Annotated in this window: 16 protein-coding genes; 8 read left to right on the forward strand and 8 right to left on the reverse strand. The window is 72.6% G+C overall.

Translation table 11 applies throughout. The features are described 5' to 3' along the window. Genes ACQRWP_RS14240 through ACQRWP_RS14255 form a run of 4 tightly spaced genes read right to left on the reverse strand, consistent with a single transcriptional unit; the run spans nt 1 to nt 9,173 of the window. Nucleotides 1–213, reverse strand: coding sequence for an MbtH family protein (locus tag ACQRWP_RS14240; RefSeq protein ID WP_430502705.1), 213 nt, complete (start codon nt 211–213; stop codon nt 1–3). Continuing rightward, nucleotides 206–3,301, reverse strand: coding sequence for a type I polyketide synthase (locus ACQRWP_RS14245; protein WP_430502706.1), 3,096 nt, complete (start codon nt 3,299–3,301; stop codon nt 206–208). Before ACQRWP_RS14245 ends, ACQRWP_RS14240 begins: the two co-directional genes overlap by 8 nt. Continuing rightward, nucleotides 3,298–6,594: an amino acid adenylation domain-containing protein gene (locus ACQRWP_RS14250; RefSeq protein ID WP_430502707.1), complete on the reverse strand. Its 3,297-nt coding sequence runs from the start codon at nt 6,592–6,594 to the stop codon at nt 3,298–3,300. Before ACQRWP_RS14250 ends, ACQRWP_RS14245 begins: the two co-directional genes overlap by 4 nt. Beyond that, the gene (locus tag ACQRWP_RS14255) at nt 6,591–9,173 is read right to left on the reverse strand and encodes a non-ribosomal peptide synthetase (protein ID WP_430502708.1); all 2,583 of its coding nucleotides are present in this window, start codon (nt 9,171–9,173) and stop codon (nt 6,591–6,593) included. Before ACQRWP_RS14255 ends, ACQRWP_RS14250 begins: the two co-directional genes overlap by 4 nt. 299 nt (nt 9,174–9,472) lie before the next feature. On the opposite strand from ACQRWP_RS14255, the gene ACQRWP_RS14260 reads away from it, so the two are divergent. After that, nucleotides 9,473–11,770, forward strand: a complete 2,298-nt coding sequence (locus ACQRWP_RS14260; RefSeq protein ID WP_430502709.1) for a BTAD domain-containing putative transcriptional regulator — start codon at nt 9,473–9,475, stop codon at nt 11,768–11,770. Between the two features lie 50 nt (nt 11,771–11,820). Here ACQRWP_RS14260 and ACQRWP_RS14265 read toward each other — a convergent pair whose 3' ends face one another. Further along, nucleotides 11,821–13,902: a PQQ-dependent sugar dehydrogenase gene (locus tag ACQRWP_RS14265; protein ID WP_430502710.1), complete on the reverse strand. Its 2,082-nt coding sequence runs from the start codon at nt 13,900–13,902 to the stop codon at nt 11,821–11,823. Between the two features lie 349 nt (nt 13,903–14,251). Between ACQRWP_RS14265 and ACQRWP_RS14270 the strand changes: the two genes are divergently transcribed. From ACQRWP_RS14270 to ACQRWP_RS14295, 6 genes are all read left to right on the forward strand, one after another. Next, a complete protein-coding gene (locus ACQRWP_RS14270) occupies nt 14,252–16,213 on the forward strand; it encodes a serine hydrolase domain-containing protein (protein WP_430502711.1) in 1,962 nt (653 codons plus the stop codon). A gap of 42 nt (nt 16,214–16,255) precedes the next feature. Next, nucleotides 16,256–17,551 carry a sensor histidine kinase gene (locus tag ACQRWP_RS14275; RefSeq protein ID WP_430502712.1) on the forward strand — a complete coding sequence of 432 codons (1,296 nt, stop codon included), beginning with the start codon at nt 16,256–16,258 and terminating at the stop codon, nt 17,549–17,551. Beyond that, nucleotides 17,548–18,204, forward strand: coding sequence for a response regulator (locus ACQRWP_RS14280; RefSeq protein WP_091399607.1), 657 nt, complete (start codon nt 17,548–17,550; stop codon nt 18,202–18,204). Before ACQRWP_RS14275 ends, ACQRWP_RS14280 begins: the two co-directional genes overlap by 4 nt. A gap of 112 nt (nt 18,205–18,316) precedes the next feature. Next, a complete protein-coding gene (locus tag ACQRWP_RS14285) occupies nt 18,317–19,435 on the forward strand; it encodes a sulfite oxidase (RefSeq protein WP_430502713.1) in 1,119 nt (372 codons plus the stop codon). A 436-nt stretch (nt 19,436–19,871) separates the two neighbouring features. Next, nucleotides 19,872–20,486: a hypothetical protein gene (locus ACQRWP_RS14290; RefSeq protein ID WP_430502714.1), complete on the forward strand. Its 615-nt coding sequence runs from the start codon at nt 19,872–19,874 to the stop codon at nt 20,484–20,486. A 331-nt stretch (nt 20,487–20,817) separates the two neighbouring features. After that, nucleotides 20,818–21,615, forward strand: a complete 798-nt coding sequence (locus tag ACQRWP_RS14295) for an SAM-dependent methyltransferase (RefSeq protein WP_430502715.1) — start codon at nt 20,818–20,820, stop codon at nt 21,613–21,615. Between the two features lie 55 nt (nt 21,616–21,670). Here ACQRWP_RS14295 and ACQRWP_RS14300 read toward each other — a convergent pair whose 3' ends face one another. Continuing rightward, nucleotides 21,671–22,507 (reverse strand): cellulose binding domain-containing protein, encoded by an 837-nt coding sequence (locus tag ACQRWP_RS14300; protein ID WP_430503201.1) that lies wholly within the window; start codon nt 22,505–22,507, stop codon nt 21,671–21,673. A gap of 217 nt (nt 22,508–22,724) precedes the next feature. Between ACQRWP_RS14300 and ACQRWP_RS14305 the strand changes: the two genes are divergently transcribed. Further along, nucleotides 22,725–23,798 carry a hypothetical protein gene (locus ACQRWP_RS14305; protein WP_430502716.1) on the forward strand — a complete coding sequence of 358 codons (1,074 nt, stop codon included), beginning with the start codon at nt 22,725–22,727 and terminating at the stop codon, nt 23,796–23,798. A 37-nt stretch (nt 23,799–23,835) separates the two neighbouring features. Here ACQRWP_RS14305 and ACQRWP_RS14310 read toward each other — a convergent pair whose 3' ends face one another. Together ACQRWP_RS14310 and ACQRWP_RS14315 are read right to left on the reverse strand one after the other, a co-directional pair. After that, entirely contained in the window at nt 23,836–24,933 is a 1,098-nt protein-coding gene (locus ACQRWP_RS14310) for a winged helix DNA-binding domain-containing protein (RefSeq protein WP_430502717.1), read from the reverse strand. A 52-nt stretch (nt 24,934–24,985) separates the two neighbouring features. Then, entirely contained in the window at nt 24,986–26,392 is a 1,407-nt protein-coding gene (locus ACQRWP_RS14315) for a right-handed parallel beta-helix repeat-containing protein (protein ID WP_430502718.1), read from the reverse strand. Nucleotides 26,393–26,397 lie beyond the last annotated feature (5 nt).

Consider the following 26,397-nt stretch of genomic DNA (forward strand, 5'->3'; position numbering starts at 1 on the left):
CTACCGCTCAGCCTGCCGGGCGGTCTCGGCGGCCAGGTGTTCGCGGACGCTGCGGGGGCGCATGTCGGTCCAGGTCCGCGCAACGAAGTCCAGGCACTCCTGACGGCTGCCGGCACAACCGGCGTCCCGCCAGCCGTCCGGGACCTCCTTGTGGCGGGGCCAGAGGGCGTACTGCTCCTCGTCGTTGACCAGAACGCGCTGCTCGTCAGCCATCACGGTTTCCTTCCTCGTGTCGGGCCAGGTGCAGCTCGCGGGCGAGGCTCTCCGGGGACAACGCCCGGATCTCCGCGAGCAGGTCGGCCAGGTCGCCGTCCGTGGGTGGGACAACTGCCGGGGGTACGTCGGTGGTCGGTCTTGCCAGCGCGGCGACGGTGCGGGCCAGCGCGACGGGGGTGGGTGACTCGAAGATCGCCGCCGGTGGCAGGTCCACGCCGAGCGCGTCACGTAGCCGGGCCACCACCCGGGTGCCGAGCAGCGAGTGCCCGCCCAGCTCGAAGAAATCGTCGTGTGGGCCGATCTCGTCCACCCCGAGCAGGTCCATCCAGATCCGCCTCACCACCTCGTACGGCTCGTCGGCCGGCGCGGATGGCGAGGTTGCCGGGGACGCCGGGGTGGGCTCCGGCGCGACGTCCCCGAGGTCGAGCGGACCCGACCGCTGCGGTTGGAACCGCTCAACCCAGTGCCGCTGACGAGCGAACGGGTACGTGGGCAGGGGCACCCGCCGCCGTCCGTCGGCCCGGCCGTCGGGCCAGCGCACCGGCACCCCGGCCAGCCAGAGCCGGCCGACCGCCAGGGCGACAGTGGCGTCCTCGCCGTCCGGTGTGCGGTCGGCGGGCAGGGTGGTCGACACCGGGACGCCGCGCGCCGCCTCGTGTTGGCGGGCGAGGGTGGCCAGGGTGCGGCCGGGGCCGACCTCCAGCAACGCGAACCGCTGGCGCAGCAGCAGGTCGGCGCCGGCGGTGAAGTTGATCGGTCGGCGCAGCTGCCGCACCCAGTAACCGGGGTCGGTGGCCTCGTCGTCGGTGAGCCAGCCGCCCGTCACGTTCGACACCACGGGCACTGTGGGCGGGCGCAGCGGCACCTCGCGCAAGTGCGCGGCGAACCCGGCGAGGGCCGGTTCCATCATGGCCGAGTGGAAGGCGTGCGAGGTGCGCACCTCCCGGCAGGCCACCCCCTGCTCGCGCAGTTCGCCGGCGAGCGCGGCGACGGCGGCGGTCGTGCCGGACACGGTGGTGAGGCGGGGCGCGTTGGCGGCAGCCACCTCGACGCCGGCGGGCAGCAGAGGCGCGACCTCGTCGGCGGGGAGGTGCACCGAGAGCATCGACCCGGGCTGCTGGGCCTGCATGAGCCGGCCGCGTACGGCGACGGTGGCGAGCGCGTCCGGGAGGGTGAAGACGCCGGCCCGGCACGCGGCCACGTACTCACCGAGGCTGTGCCCGGCCAGGGCCGCCGGGCGTACGCCGTGGTGGTGCAGCAGCTCGGCGAGGGCGTACTCGACGGCGAAGAGGGCCGGCTGGGTGAGCCGGGTCTCGTCCAGCTCCGGCGCGGCGGGGACCGGGTCACCGGGTGGGCACAGCAGCGTGCGCAGGTCCACGTCGAGGTGCGGGCGGAGCAGGTCCGCGCAGCTGTCGAAGGCGGCCCGGTAGACGGGTTCGGTGCGGTACAGGGTGCGGCCCATCCCCGCGTACTGCGCGCCCTGACCGGGAAAGAGCAGCGCCACTCCCGCCGGTGCACCGGAGGCGACGCCGGTGCGGACCAGCGCCGAACCCCGGTCGGCGAGCCGGGCGGCGGCGACCGTTGCGGTGGCGGCGACGGCGACCAGCCGGTGCCCGAGCTCCGGCCGGGACCCGCGCAGGGTGTACGCGACGTCGGCCAGCGGAAGGTCGGGGTGCTCGGCCAGATGGGCCGCGAGCTGGACGCGAGCCCGGTCGAGCGCGTCGGCGTCCCGGGCGGAGAGCACCAGCAGCCGGGTGGCGCCGGTGTCGGCGGGCGGGCCGGGTGGGGTGGGCTCGGCGGCCTGGAGGACCACGTGGGCGTTGGTGCCGCCGATGCCGAACGAGCTGACCGCGGCGCGGGGCGGCGTGTCGAGGTCGGGCCAGGGCGTCGCGGCGGTGGGCACTCGGAACGGGCCGCCGATCAGCTCGGGATGCGGCTCGGTGCAGTACGGGCTGGGTGGCACGACGCGGTGGTGCAGCGCCAGCGCCGCCTTGATCAGGCCGGTCACCCCGGCCGCGACGTCGAGGTGCCCGAGGATCGACTTGACCGAGCCGAGCGCGCACTGGCCGTCGGCGGCGCCCCGGAACGCCTCGGCGAGGGCCCGCAGCTCGATCTGGTCGCCCAGCTCGGTGCCGGTGCCGTGCGCCTCGACGTACCCGATGCTCGCCGGGTCGACCTCGGCCATCTCCTGGGCGGCCCGGATCACCGCGACCTGACCGTCCACACCGGGCGCTGTGAAACCGACCTTCACCCGGCCGTCGTTGTTGATCGCCGAGCCGCGGATCACCGCGTACACGGTGTCGCCGTCGCGGCGAGCGTCCTCCAGCCGGCGCAGCACGACCAGGGCGACGCCGTCGCCGCCGACGGTACCGCTGGCCCGCACGTCGAACGGGCGGCAGTGCCCGTCGCGGGACATGATGCCGCCGACCTCGTGGCGGTAGCCGGTGCCGGTGGGCAGCAGCAGGTGCGCGCCGCCGGCGAGCGCGACGTCGCACTCCCGGGCCAGCAGCGCCTGCGCGGCGAGGTGCACCGCGACCAGCGAGGACGAGCACGCCGTCTGCACCGCCACGGCAGGGCCGCGCAGGTCCAGGTGGTACGCCACCCGGGTGGGCAGTGAGTCCTTGTCGTTGGCGAGCATCAGCTCGTACTCGCTGACCGAGTCGAGCTGCGGGTTGCGGAACAGGTGGTGCAGCAGGTAGCCGCTGGCCGCTGCGGCGGCGAACACCCCGACCAGCCGGTCCGGGTCGCCGGTGAGGTGACCGCAGCGTTCCAGCGCGGCCCAGGCGCACTCCAGGAAGAGCCGTTGTTGCGGGTCGAGCAGCCGGGCGTCGCGGGGCGAGTAGCCGAAGAAGGCGGCGTCGAACCGGTCGACGTCCGGCAGCGCGCCGTGCGCCGGTACGTGGTCGGGGCGTCGCCGCTCGTCCTCGGTCACCCCGGCGGCGGCCAGTTCCGCGTCGGTGAAGCGGGTGATGGTCTCCGCCCCGGCGAGGACCCGCCGCCACAGCTCGTCCACGTCGGCGGCGCCGGGGAACCGGCCACCCATCCCGACGATGGCGATCTCCAGTCCGGTCTCCTGATCGGTCATGGTCGTCCCTCCCCTGCCGGCACCGGACGGGCACGTCGGGCCCGCTCGGCGAGGGCCTGCTTGCGTTCGTCGCGGCGGCGACCGGCGGCCGGATCCGCGGGTGGCGAAACCACCGACGGTCCGCCGTCGAGAAACCGGGCCAGCAGCGCGATGGTCGGGTACCTGAAAAGCTCGACGGCGGGCACCGGACGGCCCAGCCGGTCGCTGAGCCGGACCTGCGCCCGGGCCAGCAGCAGTGAGGTGCCGCCCAGGTCGAAGAAGTTGTCGTGCACGCCCACGTCGGCGAGCCCGAGCACGTCGCGCCACACCTCGGCGACGGCCCGCTCGATGTCCCCGTCCGGGGCCACGTACGCGGCGCCGAGGTCGGCGCGGGTCACGGCGGGGGCGGGCAGCCGGGACGGGTCGAGTTTGCCGCTGGCGTTGACCGGCAGGTCGTCGACCACCACGAAGGCCGTCGGCACCAGGTATCGGGGCAACTGCCGGAGCAGGTCCTGGCGTAGCTCGTCCACCAACAGGTCGTCACCGACGAGGTAGCCGACCAGGCGGCGCCCGCCGGGCGAATCGGTGCGGACCACGGCGGCGGCCCGGCGTACGCCGGCGCACTGCCGGAGCCGTGCCTCCACCTCGCCCAACTCGATCCGGTAGCCATTGATCTTGACCTGGTTGTCGGCCCGGCCCAGGAAGACCAGTTGCCCGTCGGCGCGCCAGCGGACCAGGTCGCCGGTGGCGTACATCCGCGCCCCGCGCGTCCGGGCGTACGGGTCGGGCACGAAGCGCCGCGCGGTGAGGGCCGGGTCGCCGTGGTAGCCACGGGCCACCCCGACACCACCGAGGTGCAGTTCACCGGGCACGCCGGGGGGCACCGGCCGCAGCTCGGCATCGAGCACGTAGGCGCGTACCCCGGTCAGTGGCCGTCCGATGGGCAGTTCGGTGCCGTCCGGGGCGCAGCGCGCGGCGGTGGCGGTCACCGTGGCCTCGGTCGGGCCGTACCCGTTGATCAGGAGCCGGCCGCGCGACCAGGCGGCGGCGACGTCCGGCGCGCAGGGTTCGCCGCCGACGGTGAGCACCCGCAGGTCCGGCACCCCGGCCGGGTCCAGGGCGTCGAGCACCACCGGGGGCAGGTCGGCCACTGTGACGCCGTGCCGGACGAGCGCGGCGGCCAGGTCGGGGCCGGGGGTGCGCTCGTCCGGGCCGAGCAGGCGCAGCGTCGCGCCCACGGTGAACGCGGTGACCAGATCGGACAGGGACACGTCGAAGCTGATCGAGTGGAACTGGAGGACCCGGTCGTCGGCGCGGACGCCGACCAGCCGGGCCTGCGCCTCGGCGAGGTTGCCCAGCCCACGATGGGTGCCGACGACGCCCTTGGGCAGCCCGGTCGAGCCGGACGTGTAGATCAGATAGGCGGCGGCGTCCGGGTGGACGGTTCCCGGCAGCGGCCCGGCGGCGGGTGGCAGCGGCACGTCGAGTCGCAGCAGCGGCACGTCGCTGGCGGGCAGCGCCAGCTGCGCTTCGGCTCCGGTGAGCACCAGGGCGGCGTCGGAGTCGGTGAGCAGGTAGGCCAGCCGGGCCGCCGGCAACTGCGGATCCAGGGGCAGGTAGACCGCGCCGGCCCGGAGCACGGCGAGCAGGGCGACCACCCAGTCCGGGCCGGCGGGCAGGCAGACCCCGACCGTGGTCTCGGCCCGCACCCCCCGGGCCACCAGGGCGTGGGCCAGCCGGCCCGCCCGCACGTCCAGCTCCCGGTAGGTCAGCGTCTGCTCGCGGTACGCCACGGCGATCGCGTCGGGGCGGGCGACGGCCTGCCGGGTCACCAACTCGGGAAGGATCGGCTGCTGTGCCGACGCGGTGGCGGTGGCGGCCCAGCGGTCGACCAGGTCCCGACCGGTGTCCGGGCGCAGCAGCGGCAACCCGGCCACCGGGGTGTCCGGGTCGGTGAGGGCGGCGGTGAGCAGCGTGGCGAGTTGGTCGGCGAGCCCGCGGGCGGTGGGCTCGTCGAAGAGCCGGGTCCGGTACTCGATCCGCCCGTCGATCCGACCCTCGTACGGGATGACGGTCAGCGTCAGGTCGAACATGGAGGTACCGGTGTGCGTCTCGCCGCTGGCCAGCACGGTGACCCCGGGCAGTGTCAGGCGCTGCTCCCAGCCGTCCTCCACGGCGAACATCACCTGGGCGAGCGGGTGGCGGCCAGGATCGCGGACGGGTCGGATCTCCTGCACCAGCGCGTCGAAGGGCACCGGGTCGGTCAGCGCGGTCAGCGCCGTGTCGCGCAACTGGTCCAGCAGCGCGGCGAAGGTCACCTCCCCGTCGACCCGGCTGCGCAGCACCAGCGTGTTGACGAAGAAGCCGACCGCCGTCTCGCTGTCGACGGTCTGCCGGTTCGCCACCGGGGTGGCGAACAGCAGGTCCGGCTGTTGGCTGTGCCGGTGCAGCAACGCCGCCCAGGCCGCCGCGAAGATCATGTACGGGGTGGCGCCGGTGCGCCGCCCCGCCTCGGCGACCCGGGCGGCCAGCTCAGGCGGCCAGGAGAACTCGATCTCGTGACCGGCATCCTCCAGCTCCGCCGGTCGGGGCCGGTCGGTGGGCAGGTCCAGTCCCGGCGGCGCACCCGCTAGGGCATCGCGCCACCAACTCAACCGCCGGGCCAGCTCGACCGGGACGAGCAGCCGGTCCTGGGCCAGGGCGGCCGGCACGTCGCGCGGCACCGGCGGTAGCTGCGCGACCCGTCCGTCCCGCGCCGCCGTGTACGCCGCCGACAGCTCCTCGAAGAGCAGGCCCATGCTCCAGCCGTCGCAAACCACGTGGTGCAGGGAGAGCAGCAGCGACCAGTCGGCCGGGCCGGTACGGCACAGCGTGGCGCGCAGCAGGGGGCCCCGGGCCAGGTCGAACGGGCGGACCGCCTCGGCGGCGGCGTACTCGTCGATCCGGTCGGCCGCCACGTCGCGCACCTCGAGCGGCACGCCGCCCGGCGGCAGGATCAGTTGGTACGGCTCCCCGTCCAACGGCACGAACACCGTGCGCAGCGCCTCGTGCCGCGCCACCACCAGGTCCAGCGCGGCGCGCAGGGCCGCCACGTCCAGGTCGCCACGCAGGTCCACCCGGTACGGGACGTGGTAGGCCGGGCTCTCCGGGTGGAGCTGGGCCAGCAGCAGCATCCACTCCTGGGCGGCGGTGAGCGGGTGGATCCCGTACCGGTCACCGTCGGCGCGGAGAGCGGCGAGGAAGGCCCGCCGTCGCTCGGGCGGCAGCGCGTCCACCCGCTCTCGCAGCCCGGTCGGCGTGAGGGCGGCGCTCATCTCGCGCTCCCGTGCTCGTACTGGTCGAGCAGGCCGGCGAGATCGGCGGGTGGTGCGGCGTCCGGTGGGAGCGCGTCGACCGGCACGGAGGACTGGACCGCCGCCTCACGGACCCCGGTGATCTCGTCCGCCGCGGCGGCCAGCGCCGCGACGGTCGGGTGGTCGAAGATCAGTCGCAACGGCACCTCCGCGCCGATCGCGGCGGACAGCCGGGACCGCACCCGGGTCGCCTTCAACGACCGGCCGCCGAGGTCGAAGAAGTCGTCGTCGCGTCGACGCACCGGCACACCGAGCACGTCCCGCCAGATCTCGGCCACGGTCCGCTCGGTCCCGGCACGCGGGCCGGCGTCCTCGTCGTCGGCCGAGGTCACCTCGGGTGCGGGTGGCACGTCGGGCGCCGACGGGTCGTCCGGTACGGCCAGCGCGTCGGGTGCGGGCAGCGCGTTGGTGTCCACCTTGCCGTTGCGGTTGAGCGGCAGCCGGGGCAGCGCCACGAACACGGCCGGCACCAGGTGATCGGGCAACAGCTCCCGGGCACGTTCCCGGACCGCCTCGACGCGCACCCCGTCGGCGGGCACCACGTACGCGACGAGTCGGGCGTCGCCCGCCCCGTCGCGGTCGGCGCGCACGATGGCGTCGCGCAGCAGCCCGCTGCCGCGGAGCACCTCGGTCACCTCACCCGGCTCCACCCGGTACCCACGGATCTTGACCTGGTGGTCCAACCGCCCGACGAACTCGATCAACCCGTCGGCGCGTTGTCGGACCAGGTCGCCGGTGCGGTACAGCCGACCCCCGCCGCGCGGCCCGAACGGGTCCGGCACGAACCGGTCGGCGGTGGCCTCCGGGCGGCCGAGATAGCCGCGGGCCACCCCGTCCCCGCCGATGAACAGCTCACCGAGCACGCCGGGCGGCACCGGCTGGAGGAACCGGTCCAGCACGTACACCCGGGTGTTGGCGACCGGGCCACCGATCGGCACCACCTGGTCGTCGGCGGTGAGCAGGGCGCAGTCGTACGTCGTGGTGTAGGTGGTGCCCTCGGTCGGGCCGTACCCGTTGACCACTGTCGTGTCCGGGCAGGCGGCCCGCAGCCGGCTGACCGCCGTTCGGTCGGCCTGCTCCCCGCCGAAGGTCAGGTAGCGCAACCCGGCCAGGGCGTCCGGGGCCTCCGTCGCCAACTGTCGGGACACGGAGGTGGCCAGGAACATCATCGTCACGCCGGTGGCACGCAGGCGCTCGCGCAGCCGCTCCGGCACGATGACGTCGTTGATGTCCAGGTCGGCGAGGCAGGCGCCGTTGAGCAGCGCCCCCCACACCTCCAGGGTGGCGGCGTCGAAGGACATCGTGGCGGCCTGCCCCATCACGTCGTCGGGGCGTACGTCGACGAAGTTCGTGTCGCGTACCAGCCGGACGATGTTGCGGTGGCTGACGCCGGTGCCCTTGGGCCGGCCGGTCGAGCCGGAGGTGTACATCACGTACGCGAGCTGGTCGGGGTGGATGCGCACCTCCGGCGGGCCCGCCGGGTCGTCGGCGGCCGGCAGCCGGTCCAGGACGATGCGCGGTGTCCCGTCGTCCGGCAGCCGGTCGGCCAGCGCGGCGGTGTGCAGGATCGCTCCCGGCGCGGCGTCGCGGCACATCAGTGCCAGCCGTTGCGGCGGGTACCCGGGGTCCAGCGGCAGGTACGCGGCACCGACCTTGAGCGTCGCCAGGGCGGCGATCACCCAGCCGGCGGTCTCGGTGAGGCAGAGGCCGACCAGCGCCTCGGCGCCGATGCCCAGTCGACGCAGGTGCCCCGCCAACTGGTTGGCCCGCCGGTCCACCTCCCGGTAGCTGAGCATCTCGTCGCCGCTACGCAGCGCTGGCGCGTCCGGTGTCTCCCGGGCCCACTGGGCGAACAGGTCGGGCACCGACCGATCGCGGGGGTAGGCGGTGTCGGTGGCGTTCCACTCGGCCACCACTCGCCGTTCCGTCGCCGGCTCGAGCAGCGGCAGGTCCGCCAGGCGCGCCTCGGGCCGCTCCGCGACGCGGGCGAGCAGGACGGTCAGCGTGACCCCGATCAGCGCCGCGTTCGGATGGGTGACGGTGAGCGTCGGCGATCCGTCGTCGTCGACCAGCAGCCGCAGCACGCCCCGCGCCCCCGACGGCAGCGCCCCGAGGCCCACCGACACCACCGGTCGGTGCTCGGGGACCGTCGCGGGCAGCCCCGACTCGTGTGCCCGCGCCTCGCGCAGCGCCGTCCGGACCAGGTCCCGCAGCTCCGTCCAGGTGGGATTCTCGGGGACTCGCACGCGCATGGGCAGCCAGCGTTCCGGCGCGGTCGAGCCGGCCGGCGTCTCGGCGAGCAGGTCGCCGCCCCCGGTCCAGCGGTGCAGCAACCCGAACACACCGGCCAGCGCGTCGACCAACGCCTCGGACGAACCACCCGGCAGCGCCACGCCGGCCGTGCCGCCGGACGAAGTCGGGTCGCCGGCCGCCGTCGTCTCGGGTACGGGCGGGAATGGCAGGTCCGGTGGCTCCGGAAGGGCGTCGAGTTGTCGCTGCCAGAAGGCGACGAGGACAGGCGCGGCGGTCTGTTCGGACATCGGATCTCAGCTCCGATCGGGCAGGCGAAACGCAATGCCCGGAATTCTGCGGCGGAGCCGTGCCGGTTGCTTGTACGGGCCGTGCGCGTGCTGTGGGGGCTGCCTGAGGGAATCCTGAGGGCGGCATTATGCCGATACCGCATAGCAGTCAGTAAGTACACCGACTCTTTTGGTTATGGCGATGATGCTCAATGAAGACAATGATCGTGCCGGGGGGAAGCCACGCCGGGCGTCGGCCACGGACGACCGGTTGTCTCTTCACTCACCTGAGCCTCCTCGAGAGAAAACGGGAGTGGTGGATGTCCGGAGACAGACTCAACCATGCCTTGCGCCCGCCAACGCACACTCGCGATCAACGCGGGGGCGAGGCATCGCCACCGGGTCAACCGCACCGAGGCGGTGATCCGGGGCGTGCGCTGCGCCGCCTCGCCGACGTCGGCGACCGCACGGCCGCGCACCTGTGGCTCACCATCCAGCCGGACCTGCTCACCGCCACGCCCGACCCGGCCGACGCCCCGCTGGCCGACATCTGGCGCGTCGCGCTGCAACACCACCTCGACGGCGAACCGCAGTTGGCCGCCGCCCGGCTGGCGATGATCCCGATCGACGCGGCCGGCCCGCACGCCGTGCAGGTGCACTGCCACGCCGCCGTGCACCACCTGATCGAGGGCGACATCGAGCGGGCCACCACCGACGCCGAAGAGGCCGCCCAGGCCGCGCACGGGTGCGACTCCCCCGCCGCCCACGGGGCGTACGCCCGGCTGGCCATGCTGCTGGACGCGGCGACCGGCGACGCGTCGGCGGCACGGCGACGCGCGCAGCCGTCGGAGGGGCTGCGCCACGCCGACGTAGGGCTGTTCCGGCTGATGATTCACCTGGACCTCGCCGGCTACCTGCTGCGGGTCGGTGACGCCTCCGACGCGCTACGGCACGCCGAGGCTGCCGTCCGGCTGGCCGAGGTGACCGGCGACACCGGCTACGAGCCCTACGCGCTGGCCCTCACCGCGACGGCGAAGTGCCTGCTGGGCCGCCTGGAGGAGGCGCTCGCCGACAGCGCCGCCGACCAACGCCTACGGGAGCTGACCGGGGTCGGCGCCGATGAGGCGTTCTCACTCACCACGCTCGGCATGGTGCACCGCCGCCGGCGCGAACCGCGCCAGGCCCGCAAGGCGTTGGAGAGCGCCCTGGCCATCCTCGGCAACGGGCAGCACCGGCCGATGTCCCGCGCCCTGATCCTGGCCGAGCTGGCGCGGATCCGGGCCGCCGACGACCTGCGGGCCGCCCGGGACCTGGCCGAACGAGCGGTCACCATGGCCCGCGAACCCGACCGGCCGTACGCGCTGCTGGCCCGCGGCTGGGTGGCGCTGCTGCGCGGCGACACCGACGCGGCCCACTTCGACGCCGCCGAAGCCCGTACCGGCGCCACCGTCGGGAGGCGGCGAGCGACCCTGATCGAGGCACTGCAACTCACCGTCCTGGCGGCGGAGGACCCCCGGGCCGCCGCAGGTCTGCTCGACGACGCCGCCGCGCTCTGCCGGGATCTCGGCGACCCGGCCCAGGAGGCCGCGGTCCGACTGATCGCGGCCCGACTCCAGGGCCGGCAGGCGCAGCGCGGCGCGGAGGGGGCCGAGCAGAAGCTGCGCCGCTGCGGGGTACGCCTCGACCCGGGCGTCGCCGACGGGCTCACCGCCATGACGCTGCGCGTACCGGCGGTGGTCATCCAAACCCTCGGTGACTTTCGGGTGTTCCGGGCCGGTGCCGTGGTGCCGTACGGCGAGTGGCAGTCCAAGAAGGCACGGGACCTGTTGAAGATCCTCGTCGCGCATCGCGGCCGGGCGGTGCCGCGCGCACGGCTGATGGAGTTGCTCTGGCCGGACGAGTCGCCGTCGCGGACGGCGAACCGGCTCTCCGTGCTGTTGTCCACCCTGCGCCGCGTGCTCGGCACCGGGCAACGCACCAGCGGGCGGGGCGCGGTGCTGGCCGACCGGGGCTCGGTGGCGATCGACCTCGACGTGATCGACGTGGACGTCGAGTCGTTCCTCACCGCCGCCGAGGAGGCGCAGGCCGCACAGCGCGCCGACCACCCGACCGCCGCCGCGATGCTGATCCGCGCCGACGAGTTGTACGGCGGGGACTTCCTCGCCGACGACCCGTACGAGGACTGGGCGCAACCGCTGCGGGAGGAGGCACAGGTGGCGCACACCCGCGTGTTGCGGGCCCTGGCGCAGCACGCCTCAGACACCGACCAGAAGCTCGTCTACCTGATGCGGCTCGTGCACCGGGACCAGTACGACGAGGACGCCCACCTGGAGTTGGTGGAGGTGCTACGGGCCGCCGGCCGGCACGGCGAGGCGCAGCGGCGTTACCGCGCGTACGTCGAGCGGATGCGGGAGCTGGGCATCGACCCGGCGCGCGCCGACGACCCGGCCACTTCAGCCGGGCCGCGCACCGACTCGTCGGCCGGCCCGGGGTCGCGGGTGGCCCGGTGGCGGGCGCCGGCCACGCTGTCCCGGCCCTGGACGACGGAGTTCGGGGATGCCGAGATTCCGACCCAGCGGGCACTGAGCTTCCAGAGTCTGAGCAAGCATCCGGTCTGACCCGCGCCCCACCAGGGCCGCCCGGAGGCGGCCCCGCGGGGACGTCGGAACTAGTTGCCGAGCGTGACGTGCAGGATCCTCTCGTTGCTGTTGTTCGGGGTGCTGTCCTTGTCACCGACGTTGGTCGTGGTCAGCCACAGACCGCCGTCGGGAGCCGGCTCCACCGTCCGCAACCGACCGTAGGTGCCACTGAAGTACGTCTGCACGTTCGTCAGGCTGCTGCCGCTGATCACCGCGCGGTACATGCGAGCGCCTCGGGCGCAGGCCACGTAGAGCGCGTCGCGCACGATCGTGATGCCGGAGCAGGACCCCTCGGCGGTGGGATAGGTGCGTGCGGGCGCGACGAACCCGGCCGTACCGCAGGTGCCACTGGTGCCCTCGCACGCCGGCCAGCCGTAGTTTCCACCCTTGGTGATCAGGTTGGTCTCGTCCATGACCGAGTTGCCGAACTCCTGCTCCCACAGCCGGCCCTGCGAGTCGAACGCCAGCCCCTGCGGGTTGCGGTGGCCGTAGCTCCACACGTAGTTGCCGAACGGGTTGTCCGAGGGGACGGTGCCGTCCGGGTTGAGTCGCAGGATCTTGCCTTCGAGGCTGGACCGGTCCTGGGCGTAGTTGCCGTTCTGGGCGTCGCCGGTGCTGGCGTACAGCTTGCCGTCCGGGCCGAATCGTAGGCGACCGCCGTCGTGGTACTTGTTACGCCGGATGCCGCTGACCAGGACCTGCTCGCTGGCGGTGTTGAGTCGCCCGTTCTCCAGCCTGATCCGGACGATGCGGTTGTCGCTCGGCGAGGTGTGCATGATGTACAGCCAGCGGTCGCTGGAGTAGCTGGCCGAGATGGCGAGCCCCAACAGGCCGCCCTCACCGTCGGTGCTCTGCACGTTCGGCACCGCGCCCAGGTTGGTCTTGGCCCCGGTGGTCGGGTTGAGCTGGATGATGTCGTGCGCGTCGCGGCGGTTGTAGAGGACGCTGCCGTCCGGCAACGTCACCAGACCCCACGGGATGTCCGTGTCGGTGGTGACCTGCCGTACCCCGCACACCGGGTTGGCGCACGCGGACCCGGTGGTCACCGTCGCGGTGCCGCTGCGCGACGAGGCGTTGTCCTGCGCGTCCCGAGCCACCACGTAGTACTGGTAGGAGGTGTTCGCCGCCAGACCGCTGTCGGTGAACGTGGTCGCCGGCGGCGCGCCGGTGACCGTGCCCACCTTCGCACCGGCCCGGTAGATGTCGTACGCCCGCACCCCGATGTTGTCGGTCGAAGCGGTCCAGCGCAGCGTCACGGTGGTGCCCGACGCGGTGCCGGTGAGCTGTTGCGGCGCCGTCGGCGGCTGGCTGTCGGCCTGACAGGGCGGCGGAGTGATCGAGACGGTGGCGCTCGCCTGCGACACGTTGCCGGCGGCGTCGCGGGAGTTGACGTACAGGCCCCAGGTCGCCCCGGCCACCACGGTCAGGTTGGTGGAGAGCGTCGTGCCGCTCACTGACTTCATCAGCTGGCCATCGTGGTAGATGTCGTAGAAGGCCACCGCGACGTTGTCCGTCGAGGCGTTCCACGCGAACGTCACCGAGTTGCAGGTCAGGCCGCTGACCCGTGGGCTGCCCGGCGCCGTCGGCGGCTGGCTGTCGGCGCTGCCGAGGGACGTCGTCCACCGCTGGTTGGACTGCCCGTTGCAGGTCCAGAGACCGACTGTGGTGCTGTTGGCGGTGCCCGCGCCGGACACGTCCAGGCACAGGCCGGACTGGACCCCGACGATGGTCCCGGAGCTGGTGATCCGCCAGCGTTGGTTGGCGCCGCCGGTGCAGCCGTTGATCTGCAGCGCGGCCGGGGCGGTGGTGTCCTGGCCGACGACGTCCAGGCACATCGTGTCGTCGTAGACCCGCAGCTCACCGCTTGAGGTGAAGGTCCACGCCTGGTTGGCCTGGCCATTGCAGTCGTAGATGTTGATGCCGGCACCGGCGGTTCTGACGTTGCCGACCACGTCCAGGCAACGACCGCTGGCCACGCCGACGACTGTCGACGGCGCCGCGGCGGCCGCCGGCACACCGACGGCCAGGCTCAGCAGCGTCACCGCCACCATCGCCACCGGCAACAGCCGCCGTCGTGGGCGTAGTGGGCTTCTCCGCGCGATGACTCGCATCCGTCCTCCAGGCTCAGGGCATCGACCGGCCCACCCAGACGACGAAGCGCCCGACCACGCCGAACAAGCACATCGACCATCAAAGATGTCTTCGTCGCACAAGTCAAACGATGTCCCTCGATCGGGGGCGAACGGTGCAGACGCTCCTCCTCCTCAGGTCGTAGGCGCAGTGCCGTCCTGCGCCAGATGGATCAGCGCGATTCCTCGAACAGGCTTGTTCCAGGGCATCGGGTGACGCCGTACGGACCTGCTCCGGACACCCGTCCGCCTGGGAAGGCACTGGCAGACGATGCGCCCACTCTTTCTTCTTCCATCCCGGCCACACCGGCCCGTCGTCCGACTCGGCGCGGTGCTGGCGACCGCGGTCGTCCTCGCCGTGAGCGCCGCCGGCTGCGGCGCGCCGCGGCACAACCCCGCACCGCCCATCGACGCTCCGGCGGCACCCGCGAGCGGGGCGGGTTCCGCCCTGACCGGCGGCGACGTCAACGCCTGGCTCGACGGCCTGCTCCCGGCCGCGCTCGACCGCACCGACATCGCGGGAGCCACGGTCGCCGTCGTGGACGACGGCAAGATCATTACAGCCCGGGGGTACGGGTACGCCGACACCGGAGCCGGCGGAAACGGGGCCGTACCGGTCGACCCGGACCGGCACCTGTTCCGGATGGGATCGGTGTCGAAGCTCGTCACCGCCACCGCGGTGCTGCAGCTCGTGCAGAGCGGGAAGCTCGACCTCGACGCCGACGTCAAGACGTACCTCGACTTCGAGCTGCCGCACCGCTACGAGCGGGCCGTCACCCTGCGGCACCTGCTGACGCACACCGCCGGCTTCGAGGAGCGGATCGCCGGCCTCATCGGCACCGACGGCAGCGACCTCAACCTGCGCAAGGCCCTGATGACCGACCCACCGGAGCAGATCTACGAGCCCGGCACCGTCCCCGCGTACTCCAACTACAGCAACGCGCTCGCCGGCTACATCGTCGAACGCGTCAGCGGGACGCGCTTCGAGGAGTACGTCCAACGCAACATTCTGGACCGGGCGGGCATGCCGTCGTCGACCTTCGAACAGCCCCTCCCGGCGGCGCTGCGCGACCGGATGTCCAACGGGTACGACACCTCCACCGCGCCCGCCGCGCCGTTCGAGATCGTCGGCACGCCCCCGCCCGGTGCGCTCAGCGCCCCGGCGACGGACATGGCGCGATTCATGCTCGCCCAGCTCGGCGAGCCGGCGGGCTTCGCGCCCCTGCTGGACCAACCGACCCGCGAGCTGATGCAGCGGCCGGCACTCGACGCGACGTCGTTGGGCACGCTGGCCGACGGGCCCCGGATGACCCTCGGATTCTTCGCCGAGGACCGCAACGGTCACCGGATCCTCGGCCACGGCGGCGACACCAAGTATTTCCACTCCCACCTTCAGATCTACCCCGACGACCGGGCCGGCATCTTCCTGTCCCTCAACAGCAACGGCTCCGGTGCCCTCGACAGCCACGAGCTTCGCGAGTCGGTCGTGAACGGCTTCGCCGACCGCTACTTCCCCGCCCGCGACGACCAGCCGACCACCGGCGTGGACCCGGCGACCACCGCCAAGCACGCCCCGCTGGCCGCCGGCACGTACGAGTCCTCGCGAGCGATACAGAGCAACTTCCTGACGGCGATCGGCCTGGTCGGTCGGACCACGGTCAGCGTCGCCGACGGCGACCGGTTGCTGGTGGAACCGGGCCCGCTGTCCGACTCCCCCGCCCTCTACCAGGAGGTGAAGCCCTGGGTCTGGCGCGAGGTCGGCGGGCAACGCACGATCGCCATGCGGGCGACCGACGACCGGGTCGAGGCGATCAGTTTCGACTCCGCGTTCGCGTTGCTGCCCGTCGAGCCCGCCCGCGCCTCCACTGTGGCCGTTCCGGTGCTGGCCGTGTCGACCGTCGTGCTGCTGCTCACCGTTCTGTCCTGGCCGGTCGGCGCGATCGTCCGCCGTCGGCTCGGCCGCGCTCCCCGGGAGCGGGCGGGGCGCACCGCGCGGATCCTGAGCCGCCTCGCCGTCGCCGGCACACTGCTCGCGTTCGCCGGGTGGGTGCTGAGCATCGGCAGCATCATGGGCCTCCAGGATGTTCCCGGTGCCGTCCTGCGCACCATTCAGGTGCTGCAACTGGTCGGTCTGCTCGGTGTGCTGCCCGCCGCGGTCCGGCTCGTCGACGACGTGCGACGCCACGTCGGCTGGCGGCGGATCACCGGCAGTGGCCTGATCCTGTTCGCTCTCGCCGGCGCGGGCTGGTTCGCCGTGGAGTTCCACCTGCTCGCGCCTAGCATCTCCTACTGACCCGCCCGACCCGGGACGACCCGGAGCAAGGACGCGCACCGCATGAGGGACCACGCCGACACCGAACCCGGCACACCGCGACTGACGAAGTGGCTCGACGGACGGCTCACCCGGCTCGGGGTGACCGGAGTGTTCCCACGGGACTGCCTGCTGGCCGCGGTGCTGACCGTCCTGACGTTCGTACTGCTCACCGCGCTGTTCTGGTTCGTGGCGCCGGAGGACGGGGTGTCGTTCGACCCGGCGCGGGCCTGGCTGCTCGTCGCCATCTGCTGCGCGCAGGCGATGCTGCTGTGCCTGCGTCGGGTCCGGCCACTGCTCTGCCTCGCACTCGTCGTCGGCCTCCAACTGCCCGTCATCGGCTTCTCCCTGCCCGAGGCGACCATCCGGGGCCTCGCACCGTTCGTCGTGGCGTACACCGTCGGGTCGTTGCTGCCGGTTCGCCGTGCGCTGCTGGCCGTCGGCGCGGTCGTGGTGGCGGAGTCGATCGGGGCGGCCGTCGTGGTGACCCCGGATCTGCTGACGGCCATCGCGTACGTCTCGGCGAGCGCCCTGACCTACGCCGGCGCGACCTTCGTCGGCGGCTACGTGGCCACCTACCGGCGCTACGTCGAGTTGGTCCGCGTGCGGGCGGACGAGGCGGTCCGGGAGCAACACACGAAGGTCCAGGCGGCGATCGGCGCGGAGCGCTCCCGGATGGCCCGGGAGCTGCACGACGTGGCGGCGCATCACCTCTCCGGCATGGTCGTGCAGGCGGCGGCGGTCGAGCGGCTGATCGACCGGGACCCGGCGGCCGCGAAGGCCGGTGTGGCCTGGATCCGCAGCCAGGGCAAGGAGACCCTGGACAACCTGCGGCTGGTCGTCGGTGTGCTGCGCGGCAGGCCGGGGCACGAGGGCGGCGACGGCGCCGCCCCGGTGCCGGGGCTGGGCATGCTCGACGACCTCGTCCGCACCGCGGGCAACCTCGCCGGCCCGGTGGAGTTCGTCCGGGAGGGCGAGCAGCGCGAGGTGCCGCCGGTCGCCGACGTCGCGCTCTACCGGATCGCGCAGGAGTCGCTCAGCAATGCTCGCCAGCACGCCCCGGGCGCTGCGGCGCGGGTGGTGCTCCGCTTCGGGCCCCGCTCGGTGTCGCTGGAGGTGGTGAACGAACCCACCGCGCCGCGACGCGTACCGGCGGCACGGACCGGCGGCGTCGGCCTGGTGGGCATGCGCGAGCGCGCCCAGCTGATCGGGGCGACGTTCACCGCCGGCCCGACGGCGGCCGGTGGCTGGTCGGTCGCCGCGATCCTCCCGACGAACGGTCCCGCCGTGTCCCGGCCGAAGGAAGAGGCCCCAGCATGATCAGAGTGATGCTCGTCGACGATCAGGCCGTGGTCCGCGCCGGCTTCCGCGTCATCCTGGAGCAGGCCGGCGAGATCGAGGTCGTGGCGGAGGCGTCTAACGGGTCCGCCGCCGTCGAGCTGGCCCGCCGGCTGCAACCGGACGTCATCTGCATGGACGTCCGGATGCCGCACGGCGACGGGCTCACCGCGACCCGGCAGATCGTCGCCGAGGCGACCGGGACGCCACCGGCGGTGCTGGTCGTGACGACATTCGACCTCGATGAGTACGTCTTCGGTGCGTTGGAGTCCGGCGCCAGCGGGTTCATCCTCAAGGACTGTGAGCCCGAGGAGCTGATTGAGGCGATCCGTCGCCTCGCGAGCGGATACGGGCTCGTCGACCAGGCCGTCACCCGTCGGGTGATCTCGGAGTTCGCCAGGCGTACGCCCGCTCCCCGCTCGGACGCGGCGGCGGCGCACCAGCTGACCGCGCGGGAGACCGAGATCGTGGAACTGCTCGCGCAGGGCCTGTCGAACGTCGAGATCGCCGAGCAGCTCTTCATCGAGACCAGCACGGTCAAGTCGCACCTCGGGCGTGCCATGGCGAAGATCGGCGCACGGGATCGGCTACAGACCGTCGTCTGGGCGTACCAGAACGGGGTGGTCCACCGGTGACAGCGGCCCCGCACAGACCTCGCCACGCGCACGTCAGGGCCTGGCTGGTCAGGCCGCAAGTCCTATTGATTCAATAGGACTTGCCAACAAGCCATTCGCAGGGAGGACCCGGGTGACACTTTCCCTCCCGTCACGCGCCGCCGCGACGATCGCCAAGCCGCTGTCCCCTCGACTGCTCACCCTCCGCGACGGCAACGCCGAGATGCGGTGGGAGGCCATGGCGGCGCAGGGCTTCACGGTCCCCACCGACCGGTTCTTCGTGCGCAACCACACCCGTAGTCCGCTGCTGGACGTGGACACGTGGCGTCTGCGCCTGTTCGGCACCGGCCTGCGGGGCGCGCCGAGCCGGGACGACGCAATCGAGTTCGACTACGGCGACCTGCGGGCCATGCCCGCCGAGGAGACCGCGGTTCTGCTGGAGTGCGCGGGCAACGGCCGGCGCTTCTTCGCCTCCCAGCAGGCCCACCCGACACCGGGGGTGCCGTGGGGTCTCGGCGCGGTGGGGGTGGCGCGCTGGCGCGGCGTACGGCTGTCGACCGTCCTGCGCCACGCCGGCCTGACCGACGACGCGGTCGACGTGCAGCCCGAGGGCCTGGACCCGGACTTCGTGACCGGCGGGGTGAATCTCGGCCGGGTGCGCCGCCCGATACCGATCGCCAAGGCCCTCGACGACGTGCTGCTGGCGTACGAGATGAACGGGGAGACGCTGCCGGTCGACCACGGCTTTCCGGTGCGGGTGGTGGTGCCGGGCTGGATCGGCATCTCCTCCATCAAGTGGGTCGGCCCGATCGAGGTCTCCGCGACACCCCTCTCCTCAGCGTGGAACACCCGGTTCTACCGGATGTTCGGGCCCGACCATCCGGTCGACGGCCGACTCGTGACCACCCCGGTGGTCAAGAGCGCCTTCGAGCTGCCATGGGACGTCCGCGTCCCGGGCGGCGAGCAGCTGGTGATCGCCGGCCGGTCCTGGTCCGGCAACGGCCCGATCAGTGCGGTCGACATCAGCACCGACGACGGGGCGACCTGGCAACCCGCCGACCTCCACCCCGACGACGAGGGCGGCGTCTGGCAGCGCTGGACGGCGTGCTGGCGCCCGCCGCGGCCCGGCCGGTGGACTCTGCGGGCTCGGGCCACCGACGTCACCGGGGCGAGCCAGCCGGACCAGGCCCGCCGCAATGCTCTCGGCTACCTGTTCGACGGTGTCGCCCGGCACCCGGTAACTGTCTACTGACCACCACCGCCCTCCCAACCGGATCAGTTGTTCCTCTCCTTCGCCAGCAGCTCGAAGGAGCTGACCCGGTCGGTGTGGCGTGGATGATCGACCATCTACTGGTGCAGCAGGGCGGGCCTTTTGGGCGAGGCCGGGAACCCGGGCAAGGGCGTCCACCGATGGGCCACCGTTCAGGAGCTGTGCGGACCCTACGAAATGCGCGTACGGTGATAGGCGTCGCCCGGGCCCCCGGTGGCCGTTGAGCCCACCGCCGCCGTCGACCTCCCCACCAGACACAGATCCTGCTGTGGCAGATGTGTCCGCAAGGGGCTTCGAAGACCATTCAGGAAGACGGCTACCGCCCTGAGTAGGCAGCAGCCGTTCTCCGAACCATCCGTTGACGCGCTGGACGCGCCGCGGAACATGCGTCATGAACACCCGAAGGTATGTGAGTGCGATGGTCAACATCGCCCAAGGCCACGAATCCCCTCCCTCGATCACCACTCAACGGCCGGAACACGCCGCACGGCACCAGCCCAGGCCCCCCGTCGTGCCAGACACCGCCTTCTCGGTGACCGGACGCACGGCCACCGCGACGCGGTATCTGCTCGCCGGCATTCGCCTGGCCCTGGGTTGGGTCTTCCTCTGGGCGTTCCTCGACAAACTGTTCGGCCTCGGGCGCGGCACTGCCGCCGCCAATTCCTGGCTGGACGGTGGCAGCCCTACCGCCGGGTTCCTCGGTAAAGCCGCGGCCGGCCCGTTCTCCGGCTTCTACCACTCGATCGCCGGCAACGCCGCTGTCGACGTGCTGTTCATGGCGGCCCTGCTCGGCATCGGCGTAGCGCTTCTCCTCGGCATCGGCATGCGCATCGCCGCGGCCGCGGGCGGGCTGCTGACCGTCATGATGTGGACCGCCGTCCTGCCGCCGGAAAGCAACCCGTTCATGGACGACCACCTCGTCTACGCCGCGGTCCTGGCCGTCCTGGCCCTACTCGGGGCCGGAACCACGCTGGGATTCGGTCGCCGGTGGGCGGCGAGCCCGCTCGTGCGACGAAACACCTGGCTCAGGTAAACCCGTTCGGCGTGCGCGCTTCGGTTACTGGGACCGCGCGCGCCGTCCGGTGCCGTGTGGGCAGCTGACCCGCCGGTCAGACGGCGGGCCGCCGCCCCACCTCGTTCCGGTCGCCGGCCAGTGGAGTGGCGGCCTCGGTGCTGCTGCAGAGGCGAGCCGACATCGGCGTGCAGGAGCACTCCGCTCGGCCAGCACCACGCTGTGGTCGCCGACGGTCGCCGAGTCGGCGGTTGGTCGCGACCCTGCGTCGAGAGTGGATGTTGCCGGAGTACGATCCCGGGCGTACCGCTGTGGTTACCTCCAGCTGACGACCCCTCGATAGGAGCCAGGCATGGCCGGCCCGGACCCCGAACTCGCCGCGAAGCTTCAGCCCGACGTGCCGCACGCGGCACGGATCTGGAACTACTGGATGGGCGGCAAGGACAACTTCCAGTCCGACCGGGCGGCCGGCGACGCTGTCGCCGAGGTCTACCCGGAGATCGTCCTCATGGCGCAGCAGTCGCGCGTGTTCCTGGTACGGGCCGTGCGTCACCTCGCGGCCGAGGCGGGCATCCGGCAGTTCCTGGACATCGGCACCGGCCTGCCCACCATGCAGAACACGCACGCGGTCGCGCAGGGCATCGCGCCCGACTCGCGGATCGTCTACGTGGACAACGACCCGATGGTGCTGGTGCACGCGCGGGCACTGCTGGCCAGCACGACGTCGGAGGGTGTCACCACCTACGTCCCGGCCGACTACCACGACCCGGAGAAGATCCTCGCCGAGGCGGCGCAGACGCTCGACTTCGACCAGCCCATCGCCGTGATGTACATGGGCGTGATGGGCTACGAGCCCGACCTGGACGTGGTGCGCTCGATCGTCGGGCGCACGATGGACGCGGTGCCGTCCGGCTCCCACCTGGTGCTCTGGGACGGCACCAACACCAGCCCGGCGGTGGTCTCGGGCGCTGAGCGGCTGGCGCAGAGCGGCGGAGTTCCGTACATCCTGCGCAGCCCGGAGGAGCTCGAGAGCTGCTTCGACGGGCTGACGATGGTGGAGCCGGGCCTGGTGCCGATCCCGCTGTGGCGACCGGAGGAGCCCGACGCCGTCGGGATCGACGCCTACGGCGCGGTGGCCCGCAAGCCCTGACCGACACAACGTCCGCCCCGCTCCCGCCCGAGGGCCGGAGCGGGGCGGACGTCGTTCACCGCTCGCACGTGAGGGTCAGGCCGTCGGGCACCGCGCTGCTCGCCACGAGCAGACCGAACGTCGTCGCCCCGTCCAGCGCCAGCGTCCCGTTGTAGGAGGCGTTGCGAACGGTGACGTCCGCGCCGGCCGCCTCGGCCACCCCACCCCAGACCGTCTGGATGCGCTCGTCACCGGACCACCGCCAGAAGACGCGCCACTGGTCCAGCGGCAGCGTCCCGGTGTTGCGGACCGTGACCGTCGCGACGAAGCCGCTACCCCAGCGGGCGTCGATCGTGGCCGTCGCGCGGCACGAGGTCAGCGAGGCGGTGCGGGCCGAGGCGATCACGTACGGGTCCCGCCGGCCCTCGACGTCGGTGAACCGGTACCAGTACTCGGTGCCGGGCGTCAGCCCGTCGATGGTCACCGAGCCGTTGCGCTCCGGCCCGGAGACGCCCTCGGCGACCGCGGCCCGCCACTGTTGGGCGTCCTCCCGGCTGGTGAAGAGGCTGACGGTCATCGGCGGGTCGTAGCCGCAGGGTGGGCGGAAGAGGATGAAGTACGAGATGGTCAGGCTCGTGGTGGTGGCCCCGGCCACGCTCGCGCTGATCGGTATCGCCGGCGGGCAGGCGATCGTGGGCGACGGCGTCGGTGTCGGCGTGGCCGACGGCGTTGGCGTGGGTGTCGCTTCGGCGGCGGTGGTCGTCCCGGTCCAGGCGGCCAGCGCCATGGTCGTGACAGCGAGGAACATGCGAAGCATCGGTACCTCCGTGGTCAGCGGGCACCGACCGAGGTGGTAGCCGGTGCCGCGCTCGGGTTTCCGGTCGCCGAAGAGGCTGCCCGGCGCGGGTGACATGGTCACCTCGCGCGCCCCGCGGACCGGAGGAGATCTGGTGCGCGCTGGCTCCCCGAGCACGACCGATCCACAGCATGGCAGTCGACGCGCATCGATACAAGCCGATCCCAATCCCGTCGAACATCGTCCGCTTTCTCGTCGCCGCAGGGACACCCACTGGGCGCCCGAACCCCGAATGATCCATTGTGGTCTATTCCTACGGACACGGGAGCACACCATGCTCGACGCAAGCAGCACGACCCGGCGACTCCGGGGAGTGCGGGCACTGATCGCGGCCGGCACGGCGGCGGTGCTGGCGGCCGCCGCGCTGGCCGCGCCAACCCCCGCCGACGCCGCCGTCAGCCGGGCCGAGCTGGCCCTCCGCTGGGCGCCCATCCACTACCAGGACGTCGATGCCACCGGCAGCCACGCCCTGAGCGGTCAGTCGGACTACCTCGCCCGGGTCGACTTCGACGGCGATCTGGACGGGCGCGACAACTGGGACCGGGCTGGCCAGGCAGGCACCGCACTCGCCGCGCACGTCTACTACTCCGTCGTGGAGACGAGCACCCACTGGTACATCACGTACTTCTTCTTCCACCCCCGCGACTGGACCGACCACCCGTTCTTCGAGACCGAACACGAGAACGACGGTGAGGGCGCGCTGTTCGCGATCGAGCGCGACGGCTCCACGTACGGCGTTCTCCGCTCGGCCGTCACGGTCGCGCACAGTGACTTCTTCTCCTACACGCCGACCGGCAGCACCTGGACCAGCGGCGGAGAGAGCATCGACGGCACCCTGCGGTTCCAGGCATCACCCCACGACACGTTCCAGCACCCGGTGACGGCGCAGGAGGCGCAGGGCCACGGCCTCAAGGCACACCCGCAGTACGACATCAACGGCGACGGCCTGGTCTACTACCCGTCGACCGTCGCTGAGACGCCGACCAGCAGCAACGACCGCGACGTGCGGTATCAGCTGATCGACATCTTCGCCTCCGGCGGCCTGTGGGCGCAGCGGTCCAACGCGAGCCTCTTCGCCAGCCTCGGCACGTTCGCCGGTGACACGTCCGGTGACTGCGGCGTCGGCACCTGGAGCTGTTCGACCAACTCGGCCAACGCGCCCTGGGGCTGGGACGACGGCAACGACACCCCCGCGCGGGGCGAGATCGCCAGCGACCCGGCGAAACTGTCGGCCGCGTACTTCACCGTGCCGGCCGGCCTGGCCCGCACCTACAGCTACAACCCGTACGCCGGCGCGGCGGCGGCGCTCGCCGAGGCGGCGAGGACGGCTCCGCCGACCGTCGACTGACCTCTTCGTCTCCCCGGGGTCGGACCGTCCTGGTCCGTCACCGGGGAGACGAGCCGACCCGCACCCGGTCGCTCTCGTTGTCGGAGAGGAAGGACGCCAGGGCCTGCCCCTGCTCGGCCACGGCGGCCTGGTCCGCTCGGGAGAAGCCGCGCAGTGGGTTGACGGTCACCGTGCCCGACTCGACGCTCCAGGTCGCCGCGACCCGGCCGTCGACGAGCACCACGCGCTCGCCGGCCACCGAGAGGCCACGGTGGGCGTCGTCGATGATCCGGCTGCGGTCGTCGTAGCCGAGGATCGCGTTGTCGAACGCCGGCAGGAACCGCACCGGGGCGGGTGTCTCCGGGTCGGGGCGCGGCGCGTCGGCAAGGTCGATCAGCTTCCGGCCACGCTCGTCGCGGAAGGTCACCAACTCGTCGCGCAGGGCGGTCACCGCGGCCGGCAGCCCGGCGAGGCCGCACCAGGCCCGCAGGTCGGCCGTGGCCGCCGGGCCGAACGCGGCCAAATAGCGGCGTACGAGCTGCTGGCCGACCGGATCGGCGCCCGCCACGGTCGGCGGGGCGATCTCCCGGCCGAGCCACGCGGAGAGCAGGACGTAGCGCGCGCCCCCCTTCGCCCGCCACACCCCGCGCGGCGGCACCTGTGTCATCGGGAGCAGCGCCACCGCGATCTCGCCCAGCACCCGCAGCCCCGGCGTCGGCCAGCGCTCGCCGAGCGCCCGCCCGATCTCGGGCATCGAGCGGGGCTCACCGTCGGCCACCACCGCCCGCGCGGCAGCGGCGAGGTCGTCGAGGTCGACCCCGTCGAACTCGCCGCGGTAGACCCCGAGCACGCGCTGGCGCAGCATGGCGTCGTGACGGGTGCGCCAGGCCACGACGTCGTCGGCGACGAGCAGGTGGACGGTGCGGCGCATGAGGTGGGTACGCACCACGTGTCGCTGGGTCAGCAGGGTCGAGAGCACCGTCGGGTCGAACGCGCGCAGCCGCGACCACAGCCCGACGAACGGCTCCTGCGGCTCCTGCGCCTGTAGGCCACCAAGGTGGGCGACGGCGTCGAGCGCCGGCAGGTCGGCGCGGTCGAGCAGCAGCTGCCGGGCGAGCGTCGCGCGGTTGAGCGCCCGGGTGTCGAGAACGGTCATCGGGTCCCTTCGGTCGACCTCATTGTCCGACCGATCACGTCGGTCCAGGGCATCAGGTAATCGAGTTGTAGACCGGCACCCAGCCCAGGCTCTGACCGCTGGAGGAGAACACCTCGATCTTACGAACTACCGCACCCGGTGTGGTGGCGGCGACGCTGTTGCCGACTCCGATCCCGCCGACGGCGATGAGTTTGCCGTCGGTACGGATCTGCCCCGCGCCACTTCGCCGGATGATCACCGTGTCCGCCGGTGCCTGGTAGGGGACGGCCGCCTCCACCGCATTCCAGGCCAGCGTGACGTCGACCGAGGCGGTGTCCACGAAGACAGCGGGATGCGACGGGTGCGCCTGACGCAGGTGGTTGCCCACCACGACGGCCTTTGTGGAGCCCTGATGCACGGCGACGCAGCTCACGGCCCGGCTCGCGTTCGGGTTCTCCACCCGGTTACCGACCACCGTGACGTCCCGGGCGGACAGAACGTTGATGTGGCCGACGCAGTTGGTCGCCACGTTGCCGGTGATGGAGACGCCCACGGCCTGCCCCGATCGGGGCAGGGAACCACGCGCGCTGCCGTCGACCTCGATGCCTCGCAGTTGGCAGCCCGACACGGTGTTGTCGGCGACCACCAGGTTCGTCACCTGCTGTGTGTAGACGCCGGCCTGGCCACACTCGGTGATGGTGTTGCCCGAGATGACGGTGCGGTCGGCGCCGTACCAGACGTTGATGCCGTCGTAGTACTTGGACTCAGCGCGCCAGACGCCGCCCCAGTCCTCGGCTTCCTGCGACGACAGCCAGTCCATCGCCACGTGGTTGTTGGTGATCCGTACGTCGTGGCCGTTGCTGGCGATGCCGAACCGGACGTCCTCGGTGGTGCAGTTCGTGATGACGATGTCGTTGGACGCGCCGGGGGTGTTGTCCCACACGCTGATGCCGGTGTGGCGGAATCCGCGGGATACCACCCCGTCGACAACGATGCCGGTCGACGCCGTGATGATCAGGCCGCTGTACCAGTACGCGGCGGTGTCGTCGACGAGGTTGAGCCCGAGCACCTTCAGCCGGTGGCAGTCCTGGATCTGGAGCACACCGCGGACCTGATCCTTCACCGTTACCGGGGCGGCGTCGACCAGCGCCAACGTCGCCCCGTGGCCCCGCAGCGCGGTGTCGGTCAGCCCCGAGAGTGTCACCCGGTTGCTGACGCGGTACGTCCGACCGGCCGGGAACAGCACACCGAGGTTCGGAGTGGCCGCCCGCGCGGCGTTGAATGCCGCCTGGATCGCCGCGGTGTCGTCGGTGAGTCCGTCGCCGACCGCCCCGTGCGTCAGCACCGAGACCCAGCCGTCGTCGGTGGCGGGCAGCGCAGCCGCAGCCGCAGCCGGCTTGGCCGCCAGAGCGGCCCCACCCGCCAGGGCCGTAGCCGCCAGGCCAGCGCGTAGAGCGGCGCGTCGTCCCATCGATGTCATGTGAT

Source organism: Micromonospora trifolii (assembly GCF_050516465.1).
Classification (GTDB): domain Bacteria; phylum Actinomycetota; class Actinomycetes; order Mycobacteriales; family Micromonosporaceae; genus Micromonospora; species Micromonospora trifolii.

Bases quoted from the DNA above. Each gene is read 5' to 3' on its own strand.
- ACQRWP_RS14240 (WP_430502705.1), bottom strand. From the start codon at position 213: ATGGCTGACGAGCAGCGCGTTCTGGTCAACGACGAGGAGCAGTACGCC.
- ACQRWP_RS14245 (WP_430502706.1), bottom strand. From the start codon at position 3,301: ATGACCGATCAGGAGACCGGACTGGAGATCGCCATCGTCGGGATGGGT.
- ACQRWP_RS14250 (WP_430502707.1), bottom strand. From the start codon at position 6,594: ATGAGCGCCGCCCTCACGCCGACCGGGCTGCGAGAGCGGGTGGACGCG.
- ACQRWP_RS14255 (WP_430502708.1), bottom strand. From the start codon at position 9,173: ATGTCCGAACAGACCGCCGCGCCTGTCCTCGTCGCCTTCTGGCAGCGA.
- ACQRWP_RS14260 (WP_430502709.1), top strand. From the start codon at position 9,473: ATGTCCGGAGACAGACTCAACCATGCCTTGCGCCCGCCAACGCACACT.
- ACQRWP_RS14265 (WP_430502710.1), bottom strand. From the start codon at position 13,902: ATGCGAGTCATCGCGCGGAGAAGCCCACTACGCCCACGACGGCGGCTG.
- ACQRWP_RS14275 (WP_430502712.1), top strand. From the start codon at position 16,256: ATGAGGGACCACGCCGACACCGAACCCGGCACACCGCGACTGACGAAG.
- ACQRWP_RS14280 (WP_091399607.1), top strand. From the start codon at position 17,548: ATGATCAGAGTGATGCTCGTCGACGATCAGGCCGTGGTCCGCGCCGGC.
- ACQRWP_RS14290 (WP_430502714.1), top strand. From the start codon at position 19,872: ATGGTCAACATCGCCCAAGGCCACGAATCCCCTCCCTCGATCACCACT.
- ACQRWP_RS14295 (WP_430502715.1), top strand. From the start codon at position 20,818: ATGGCCGGCCCGGACCCCGAACTCGCCGCGAAGCTTCAGCCCGACGTG.
- ACQRWP_RS14300 (WP_430503201.1), bottom strand. From the start codon at position 22,507: ATGTCACCCGCGCCGGGCAGCCTCTTCGGCGACCGGAAACCCGAGCGC.
- ACQRWP_RS14305 (WP_430502716.1), top strand. From the start codon at position 22,725: ATGCTCGACGCAAGCAGCACGACCCGGCGACTCCGGGGAGTGCGGGCA.
- ACQRWP_RS14310 (WP_430502717.1), bottom strand. From the start codon at position 24,933: ATGACCGTTCTCGACACCCGGGCGCTCAACCGCGCGACGCTCGCCCGG.
- ACQRWP_RS14315 (WP_430502718.1), bottom strand. From the start codon at position 26,392: ATGACATCGATGGGACGACGCGCCGCTCTACGCGCTGGCCTGGCGGCT.